The sequence below is a fragment of the Clostridium bowmanii genome (assembly GCF_018861315.1).
Taxonomy (GTDB): Bacteria; Bacillota; Clostridia; order Clostridiales; family Clostridiaceae; genus Clostridium_AD; species Clostridium_AD bowmanii.
This window is the reverse complement of record NZ_JAHLDL010000018.1, coordinates 88,894-99,178: the sequence shown is the minus strand read 5'-3', so window position 1 is coordinate 99,178 and position 10,285 is coordinate 88,894. Positions and strand designations below refer to the sequence as shown.

7 protein-coding genes and 1 tRNA gene are annotated in these 10,285 nt (G+C 33.6%); 7 read left to right on the top strand and 1 reads right to left on the bottom strand.

The window, feature by feature from the left end; genetic code table 11:
* Nucleotides 1–192: 192 nt before the first annotated feature.
* Nucleotides 193–1,818, bottom strand: a complete 1,626-nt coding sequence (locus KPL51_RS13390; protein WP_216162355.1) for a HEAT repeat domain-containing protein — start codon at nt 1,816–1,818, stop codon at nt 193–195.
* Nucleotides 1,819–2,227: 409 nt separating this feature from the next.
* Between KPL51_RS13390 and KPL51_RS13385 the strand changes: the two genes are divergently transcribed.
* The 7 genes from KPL51_RS13385 (at nt 2,228) to KPL51_RS13355 (ending at nt 10,283) form a co-directional block, all read left to right on the top strand.
* Complete coding sequence (locus KPL51_RS13385; protein ID WP_216162353.1) at nt 2,228–2,788, top strand: nitroreductase family protein; 561 nt, start codon at nt 2,228–2,230, stop codon at nt 2,786–2,788.
* Between the two features lie 210 nt (nt 2,789–2,998).
* A complete protein-coding gene (locus tag KPL51_RS13380) occupies nt 2,999–3,145 on the top strand; it encodes a hypothetical protein (RefSeq protein ID WP_216162350.1) in 147 nt (48 codons plus the stop codon).
* Nucleotides 3,146–3,366: 221 nt separating this feature from the next.
* Nucleotides 3,367–3,442 (top strand) — tRNA-Lys (locus KPL51_RS13375).
* Nucleotides 3,443–3,818: 376 nt separating this feature from the next.
* Nucleotides 3,819–6,056, top strand: coding sequence for an SPFH domain-containing protein (locus KPL51_RS13370; RefSeq protein ID WP_216162346.1), 2,238 nt, complete (start codon nt 3,819–3,821; stop codon nt 6,054–6,056).
* A 181-nt stretch (nt 6,057–6,237) separates the two neighbouring features.
* Complete coding sequence (locus tag KPL51_RS13365) at nt 6,238–6,714, top strand: complex I 24 kDa subunit family protein (RefSeq protein ID WP_216162342.1); 477 nt, start codon at nt 6,238–6,240, stop codon at nt 6,712–6,714.
* A gap of 1 nt (nt 6,715) precedes the next feature.
* Entirely contained in the window at nt 6,716–8,590 is a 1,875-nt protein-coding gene (nuoF, locus tag KPL51_RS13360) for an NADH-quinone oxidoreductase subunit NuoF (protein ID WP_216162338.1), read from the top strand.
* A gap of 4 nt (nt 8,591–8,594) precedes the next feature.
* On the top strand, nt 8,595–10,283 hold the full coding sequence (locus KPL51_RS13355; protein WP_216162335.1) for a [FeFe] hydrogenase, group A: 1,689 nt from the start codon (nt 8,595–8,597) through the stop codon (nt 10,281–10,283).
* The last annotated feature ends 2 nt before the right edge of the window (nt 10,284–10,285 follow it).

Here is a 10,285-nt window from a genome sequence, read left to right as displayed (position 1 = left end):
GTTAAAAGTTTGTAGTATTGTTGAAAATACAAGTAGAAAATACCCTAAAATTAAATATAGGGATTTTATAATATATTGTGCGGAGTATAAGATATAAGATAAATCTTATACTTTAAATTTAAAAGTAAAAAGGAGAAGGTCACCTAATGGCTAGGTGGCCTTCTTCTTTTAAAGCATTTTTTGACTTGCGTTTTATTTAACTCTTAGTACAAACACATGAGGTGTAAGTCTACCACTCTCAATTTTTATCTCTTGAAGAAGCTCAAGATCTTCATTATCTATTAGAACTTCTCTAAATAATTGCTTCTCTATTGTGTATACAAAGGCCATTCCACCTTTTATTACAAGGCTCGGAATTTTATTTACAAAGTCCCTATATAAGTCTGCATATTTATTATGGGTGGTGGACTTATTGTCAAAAGGCATATTTGTTATAAGTTCATCAAAAGGATGGCTAGTATAAAATTCAAATATATCTTCATCTATTAAATCGATGTCTAGATTAGCTAATTTAGAATTTACTTCAGCAGCTGATATAGCGCGTCTATATATATCAATACCTGTTAAACTTCCAACGGCTTTTAGTTTAGCTCTTTCAATAAGCATTGTTCCAGTGCCACAGAAGGGATCAATAACATTAGCACTAGTTTTCAACCATTTTTCTATAGACTTCATTACAATAGCTGCAGTTATAGGATTTATGGAGGTTGCTATTTCATTTTTCCTATAGTCAAATCTATTGTCAACATAGGAATATAGTTTTATAAATACACTACAGAGATCATTTTTCTCAAGTATTCGGATTTCAACTTCATAGGATGAGGGACTATTTTTCAAATTACCAGAGGAGAGGCTATCTAACTCCATAGATAAGTTTTTTACAAACTCAGATCTCTCTCTACTTGCATCCATGGTTTTAAATTCGACTCTATAACCAAAAGGCAAATTACTTTCGTTATCATGACACTGATTTAAAAAATCTACAATATTTGCATTTATAATTTCAGAAGCTATTATTTTATAATCAAATTGTAAGTCTTCACATTTATCTAAAGGGAACAGAAGCTCATAAAAGGTTCTGCATTTGTAAATCTTATCTAAATCATCCTCGTAAATAAGAATTCCTTCGTCTATAAGTCTACCGTTAATTGAGTTTTCTTCAAGCTCTTTTAAAGTTTGCTGATATTGATAATTCATAACTGTTAGAATCATAGGTACAGTTTCATCAAACCCTTTAAATTCATGATGTACAGGTGGTGACAATTTATCTATGGCTCTTGTAAGTGCTAGTTTTTCCTCATTAATATGTTTACTAGTTTCTATTAGTGAGTCATTTTCACTGCAAGCTTTTTCATTTGTTACTACATCTTCAAACATTTTTCTCAATTTTACTGCATCATCAACTGTGCCACAGTTTCCAATTGCAAGTACATAGGAATATCTTACAAATAATTTATCTTCAGAATTATATGCATTATATAAAGCCTCTAAATATGCAGGGTCACCTAGTTCACCAATAACACCGCATACATTCTTTCTTACTTTGGGATCTGAATGCGAAAGAAGAGCGCTTAACTTTTCCTTTGAATTTCCAATAGTTCTTTTGAACATTCCCTTTGGTTTTTCCTTTTTTAAAATATCTCTCATAACAGAAAGTATTGCCCTTGGGTCCTCATCTGTTATTATTTTTGACCATAACATTGGAATTGCATTATTATAATCTAGAGAAAGCTTATTTACTATAGCAGATCTCTGTTTATCATTTGCATTTTTTAGACTTTCTAATAGTGCTGCTACTGTATCATTTATTTCTATCATTCGTTACCCTCCTGTAGTTCGCTGGGGCACAAAACAATTATTAATTGTTTTGCCTCATATGTTTTAATTTAATAACTTTAATTATACCTTATATTTAGAGGAAATGGGGAGATATTAGTGTTTTATGTATTATATATGTACTATATGTACTATATATGTATTATCTGTAGGTTAACCATAAGCCATACCTATTTTATTATATATTTTTACTCCACAATTATTGACTAATATTTGGTATAGGTAAAGTGTCTTCTGCATAAGCTAGATTTGAAATTTAAAAGATACATGAAAAAAATATTATCATGGTATTACTTTGGTTACTATGAGTTTTTAAAGTGCGTACTTACATTAACAAAATATAGTGATACAATGATATATAGTGGAAATAAGATAACGGAGGAATTTCAATATGAATGAAACTTTGAAAAATATAAGAAATAGAAGAAGTACAAGGGCATTTTTACCAGAACAACTTAATGATACTGATGTGCAAGATATAATAGATGCAGGTATTTATGCACCAAGTGCTACAAATAAGCAACCTTGGCATTTTACAGTAATACAAAGAAAAGATATTATAGATAGATTAAATGATGATTTTAAAGAAGTTGCAAGTAAATCTGATAATGAATACGTTAGAAGATTTGCTGATAGTGAAAATTTTCATGTGTTTTATAATGCACCAACAATAGTATTGGTATCTGGAGACGAGAATAATGCTGCCGCTTCAGTTGATTGCGCTATAGCAGTAGAAAATATGCTTTTAGCAGCAGAATCATTAGAAATTGGTGGCTGCTTCATTGGTCTTATTGCATATTTATTAAATAGTGAAAATGGAGTGGAATGGCTTAAGGAGCTTGAAATACCAGAAGGATTTAAACAAATACACGCATTTTGTCTTGGATATAAAAAAATTCAGATAACTAATGCACCAAAAAGGAAAGAAGACACTGTAAATTACATAAAATAAAAATATATTCATAATATAAGATACAAATAAAAAATCCAATAGATTTAATTAAATCTGCTGGATTTTTTTGTGTAAATAGACATTTTATAAGGATAAGCAAAAATTATAATTTCTATTTATATAGTTATAGTGTTAGTATAAATATGAAAAACCAATATTGGGAGTTTGGGGATTTCAAAATTTTTAAATATACTTTTGGGGGGATTTTAAATGTACGATAAAGTTATGGAATCGGTAAATTATATAAAAAATAAGGTGAACAATAAACCTGTGGTTGCCGTAATTTTAGGCTCAGGCTTAGGAGATTTAGCAAGTTTAGTAGAAAATAGTGAGTACATTGAATATGCAGATGGGTAGTTAAAATTATTGAAGACTTCGACCGCACTCTCGTGTCTTAAGCCATGAGTTGGGTCGTCTTACATATGTTGGCAATAAAACAGTTATAGACCCTTAAAGGTATGGCTTAGCTTATTTGCCAACATAAGTGAGGCTAATAAATGAAAGTTTATCTATTCTTAATTGTTATATGTATTTACAAATGCGGAAAAGTAGAGTATACTAGATTTATTCCGTAATGTGCGTCACTAGCTCAGTTGGTAGAGCACCTGACTCTTAATCAGGTTGTCCAGGGTTCGATTCCCTGGTGTCGCACCAACATAAATAATAGATACCCCAATAATTATTGAGGTATCTATTATTTTTTGTGCTCTTCGTTGAGAAATACGAAAAGAAAGTGAGCATAGTGTTATCTAGGCTTTGTTTTTTTATAAAATATAGATAAATCGTTATAACAATCAATGAGTTTTTTTATGACTTACAGTGATTTTAATAATATAATAGCAAACAATATTTATATGCTGGCAACATCTTTACTATTTGTTCATGTTTTAATATATTTTTTAGACTTACCACAAAATCAAGTAAGTAAAAAATATAAATAAGTAAAAGTTATAATAGAGTAATATATGTGATATAATTAACTAATGACAAAATATATAAAACAGAACATAAATTGTAAGGGGGAATAATTATGGATTACACACTTTTGATTATACCAGGCATAGTGCTAGTAGCAATATTTTTAATTGCTTATGGTATAGGGTTTACAAGTATAGGCTCAGATGAAGTAGGCATTGTTGAGAAATGGTGGAGTATGGGTGGGTCAGTTCCTTCAGATGGACTTATAGCACTTAGAGGAGAAGCTGGTTATCAGCCAGAAGTACTAAGGGCTGGTGTTCACTTTAAAACTCCTTTTAAGTACAAGATAAAGAAAGTAAGGTTAGTAACCATACCACAAGGTCAAATAGCTTATGTATTTTCAAGGTCAGGGGAAAGTTTAGGAGATGGCCAAACACTAGGTAAGGTTATTCCAGAATGTAAATCTTTCCAAGATGTTGTAGCATTTTTGAATAATGATGGTCAAAAAGGACCACAAAGGCAGGTTCTTCGTGAGGGTACTTATGCATTTAATTTGGCACAATTTATTATAATCACCAAAGATAGGGTACATTCAATATTTACCTCAAAGGATGAGACAGCTCAAATAGAAACTATGCGAAGTGACTTAGCTAAAGTAGCTGGATTTAGCCCTGTACTTATATCGAGTTCAAAAGTTTCTGAACAATATACTCATCAGAATGACAGTAATGAAATGGAAGCTGGATTTGGTAAAGGAGTTAATAAGTACGATAGCAAAGATAGTCGCGATACTATAGGTATTGTAACTATTAATGAGGGGCCTACACCTGATAATGGAGCAATTATAGCGCCTATTGTTGGTGAAGGCGTAAATAATGAATTCTATCATAATAACTTTCAAGAGCCAGAAAAGTTTTTGGCTGCAGATGGAAGAAAAGGTAAGCAGATGCAAGTACTTACGGATGGAGTTTATTTCATTAATAGAATGTTTGCAAGTGTGGATATAGTACCTAAAAGTATAATAAATATTGGGTACGTAGGGGTTGTGGTAAGTTATTTCGGTGATAAAGGTGAGGATGTTTCAGGCACTGGGTACTCTCATGGAGAACTTGTGGAACAAGGTAAAAAGGGTATTTGGAGAGATTCTATGATGCCAGGAAAGTATGCGTTTAATACTTATGCTGGTAAAGTTGTGCCAGTTCCTACTACTAATGTAATACTAAAGTGGATTAGTGGCCAAACTGGAGTTCACAAATTAGATGATAATTTAAAAGAGATTAGTTTAATAACTAAGGATGCTTTTGAGCCCAATCTACCACTTACAGTAGTATTTAACATTGATTATAGAAAAGCTTCCTCAGTTATACAAAGGTTTGGGGATATTAAAATGCTTGTTGAACAATCTCTTGACCCAATGGTAGCTGGTTATTTTAAGAATATTGGGCAAACGAAAACTCTTATAGAACTTGTTCAAGATAGAAGTCAAATTCAGCAAGAAGCATCTGATGAAATGAAGCAGAAATTTAAATTATATGATTTAGAACTTCAAGAAGTATTAATTGGAACACCAGCAGCTTCGGCTAGTGATACAAGAATTGAAAAAATTCTTGCACAACTAAGAGATAGACAGGTAGCTATGGAAGAAATTAAGACCAATGAAGCTAAACAAAAATCTGCCGAAAAGCAAAGAGAATTAAATGAAGCTCAAGCGAAATCAATGGCGCAATCAGCTCTTACACAATCAAGTATTGATATTGAGGTAGCTGATAATAAAGGTAAATCAGAATTAAGGCTTGCAGAGCAGTTAGCATTAAAAACTCAGAAACTTGCAGAAGCTGACAAATACAAGAGAACTCAAGAAGCGGATGCTGAGAGGTATACTAGAGAAGCACAAGCTGCGGCGCAAGCCAAAACTATAGAATTAACAGCAGCTGCTAATGCGAAACAAGTTGAATTACAGGCAGGTGCAGAGGCATTTAAGCTTGAAAAAGTAGGTAATGCAACAGCATTAAATATTAAAGTAGTTGCGGATGCTACTGCTGAGCAAGAAACAAAGGTAGGTATTGCAAAGGGAACAGCAGCAAAAGCTTTAGTTGATGCATACGGTGGACCAGAATTACAAGTACAGCAAAGTGTTATGATAGCATTTGCAGAGGCATTAAAGATAAGCAAGTCTCCACTTGTACCACAAACTGTAATAATGGGTGGTAGTGATGGAAAAACACCTAATGCAATGGAAGGAATAATGAGTATGGTACTAGCGAATATGGCAAGTGAAAAAAATTCAATTGTATCAAAACCTATAGAAAATATAGTGGTTAAAGAGGTAATAAAACCAGAAAGCAACTAGCAAAAAACTAATAAAAATTCAGTAGAATAGTATTCTGCTGAATTTTTTTTGTATAAATTGTTTGTACAACTTGCCACGTGGGTGGCACCAGTTTTTATGAAGTTATTATTGCAATATTCTAAAGATTAATATAGTATATAGTTATGATAAAAAGTTAACAATATTTACAGGAGGAATTATAATGAATAAGCAATTTGATTATAGTAAGTTAGATAGCATATTAAGCCAGCATGAATTTGAATCCTGCAATATTATTGCAATATTACAGGATACACAAGAAATTTATAGGTATTTACCTAAGGAAATATTTTCATATTTGTCAGACAAGCTTGGAATGAGTAGAGCTAAAATATATAGTGTGGCTACTTTTTATGATAATTTTTCATTAGAACCTAAGGGCAAGTATGTAATAAAAATATGTAATGGTACAGCCTGTCATGTAAGAAAGTCTATTCCAATATTAGACAAGCTGCGAACTGAATTAGGACTTTCAGAAGCTAAGATCACAACCGATGATTTAATGTTTACCTTGGAAACGGTATCATGTCTTGGTGCTTGTGGACTTGCACCTGTTTTAACTATTAACGAAAAAGTCTATGGTGCTATGACTCCAGAAAAAGCTGTGGGGCTTCTAAACACACTTAAGGAGGAGAATTAATATGCTTCATAATAGAAATGATTTAATTGATATTAGGAATGCTTATAAGGCTAGTCTGGGCATGCAAAAGAAGAAAATTCTTATATGTGCAGGTACTGGTTGCGTTGCAGGTGGTTCCCTAGATATTTATGATGAGCTTGTAAGATTAATGGTGGATAAAGGAATAAATTGTGAAATAAAACTTGAAGTGGAACCACATGATGAATCAGTTGGAATTAAAAAAAGTGGATGTCATGGATTCTGCGAAATGGGACCTCTTGTAAGAATTGAACCTTGGGGATATTTATATATAAAAGTAAAACCAGAAGATTGCGTAGAAATTATAGAGAAAACTATAATTAATAATGAGTGCGTAGAGAGACTCGCATATACCAAAGACGGGAAAATATATAAAAAACAAGAGGAAATTCCTTTTTATAAAAAGCAAACTAGGCTTGCACTTGAACATTGTGGACATATTGATGCAACTTCCATAGAAGAATATTTTGCTGTTGGAGGATATAGGGCACTTGAAAAAGCATTATTTGATATGAGTTCTGATGACATCATTAAGCAAATAGAGGAATCAACTTTAAGAGGACGTGGGGGCGGTGGGTTTCCTACAGGCCGTAAATGGTCACAAGTAAAACTTCAAAAAGAGACAACTAAATATATTGTGTGCAATGGGGACGAAGGTGACCCTGGTGCATTTATGGACAGGAGTTTAATGGAGGGTGACCCTCATAGAGTAATTCAAGGAATGATGATTGCGGCTATTGCCTGTGGAGCAAGGGAGGGTTATATTTATGTGAGAGCCGAGTATCCTCTTGCTGTAAGCAGACTTAAGAATGCTATTAGTCAAGCAAGAAGTTATGGAATTTTAGGTGAAAACATTCTTGGGACAAACTTTAGTTTTGATATTAAAATAAACAAAGGTGCAGGTGCTTTTGTATGCGGTGAGGGAAGTGCACTTACGGCTTCTATTGAAGGAAAAAGGGGGATGCCTAGGGTAAAACCTCCAAGAACAGTAGAACAAGGACTTTTTGGTAAACCAACAGTACTTAATAATGTTGAAACCTTTGGAAATGTACCATCAATTATTAATAGAGGGGTAGAGTGGTATAAATCTATTGGAACGGAAAAAAGCCCAGGAACGAAAGCCTTTGCATTAACAGGGAATATTGAAAATACAGGACTTATTGAGGTACCAATGGGTACAACATTAAGAGAAATAATATTCGATATAGGTGGAGGAATTAAAAATGGTAAAAAGTTTAAGGCTGTACAAATAGGTGGTCCCTCTGGCGGTTGTCTTGTAACCTCGAACCTTGATTTATTACTAGATTTTGATTCGTTAAAAAAAGTAGGTGCAATGATAGGTTCTGGTGGTCTGGTGGTTATGGATGAAGATACTTGTATGGTTGAGGTTGCAAAATTTTTCATGAGTTTTACTCAAAATGAATCTTGTGGTAAGTGTGTACCTTGTCGTGAGGGCACTAAAAGAATGCTTGAAATTCTTGAAAGAATTGTTGCAGGTAGTGGTGTGATAGAAGACATAGATACACTATTAGAACTTGCAGATACTATATCTCAAACAGCACTATGTGGCCTTGGTAAATCAGCTGCATTGCCAGTTATTAGTACTATTAAAAATTTCCGTGATGAGTATGAAACTCATATAATTCAGAAGAAATGTCCATCAAAAACCTGTGTAGGACTTAAGACAATATTTATTGAAGCTGAACTTTGCAAAGGATGTTCAAAGTGTGCGAGAATATGTCCAGTTCATGCAATTTCAGGCAAGATTAAAAGCCCATATATAATTGATAAAGATAGGTGCATTAAGTGTGGCGCTTGCATTGAAGCTTGTGCATTTAATGCTATAAGGGAGGATTAAAAAAATGAATGGACAGTTTATGCTTATAGATGATATTCCGGTAGAGATAAATGGTGAAAAAAACATTCTTGAATTAGTTAGAAAAGCTGGCATTGAATTACCTACCTTGTGTTATTATTCGGAGCTTTCGGTTTATGGGGCCTGTCGTATGTGTATGGTAGAGAACAAAAGAGGAGATATGGAGGCTTCTTGCTCCACTCCGCCAAGAAACGGAATGGAGATATATACCAACACACCAAGGCTTCGTAAATATAGAAAAATGATTCTTGAATTATTACTTTCAGATCATTGTAGAGATTGTACTACTTGTGAAAAAAATGGTCACTGCAAATTGCAAGAGTTATCACAGCGTTTTGGTATAAAGGAAATAAGATTTAAAAATACTTCTGAAAATAAGAAGATAGATAATTCATCTCTATGTATAGTAAGGGATAATAGTAAGTGTATTTTATGTGGAGATTGTGTTCGTGTATGTGATGAGGTACAAAATGTTGGAGCTATTGACTTTGTTAAAAGGGGTTCGAAAATGAGTGTAGGAACTGCTTTTGATGAAGCATTATCAGAATCTAATTGTGTGGGTTGTGGACAGTGTGCAGCTGTTTGTCCTACAGGTGCTATTGTAGTGAAAAACGATACAGCCAAGCTTTGGGAAGAACTTAGTGATAAGGATACAAAGGTTGTAGTTCAGATTGCTCCTGCAGTAAGAGTTGGAATTAGCCAGGAACTTGGACAAAAAGATGGAGAAAACGTAATGGGTAAAATAGTAAGTGCTCTTAGAAAAATGGGTTTTGATGAAGTTTTTGATACTTCTACTGGAGCGGATCTTACAGTACTTGAGGAAACCACAGAATTTCTCTCAAGAATTGAAAAAAATGAAAAATTACCATTATTTACATCTTGTTGCCCTGCATGGGTAAGCTATGTGGAAAATAATTATCCAAGTCTAATGAAAAATGTTTCTACTTGCCGTTCACCTATGCAAATGTTTTCTTCAGTGCTCAAGGAACACTACAAACATTCTAATAAGAGAATTGTATCTGTAGCAATTATGCCTTGTACAGCGAAAAAATCTGAAGCAAAAAGGGATGAATTCATGGAGGATGGGGTTTCTAGTGTAGATTATGTAATAACTACACAAGAGCTTATCCAAATGATAAAAGAATCGGGAATTGTATTCTCAGAGGTAGAACCTGAGGCAGTAGATATGCCATTTGGTGTTAGCAGTGGGGCTGGCATTATATTTGGAGTAACAGGAGGTGTTACTGAAGCTGTTATTCGTAGGGTTTTAGATGATAAATCAACTCCCACATTACGTTCCATTGCTTTTAATGGTGTACGTGGCATGGAGGGGGTTAAAGAAACTAGTATTACTGTAGATAATCGCATAATTAAGATTGCAGTGGTAAGTGGACTTAAAAACGCAGATGAGATTGTAAAAAAAATTCAGACGGGCGTTGCTCATTATGACTTTATTGAAGTTATGGCATGCCCAGGAGGCTGCATTTGTGGTGCAGGACAACCATTTGCAAAAACTGAAGGAAAACTAAAACGTAGTGCGGGATTATATGAAGCAGATAGAATGAGTAGCATAAAACGCTCCGAGGAAAATCCAGTGATGATGTCATTGTACCAGGGATTGTTAAAAGGAAAGGTTCATAAGCTATTACATGTAGAATATAAAGGGAAGGAGTGATT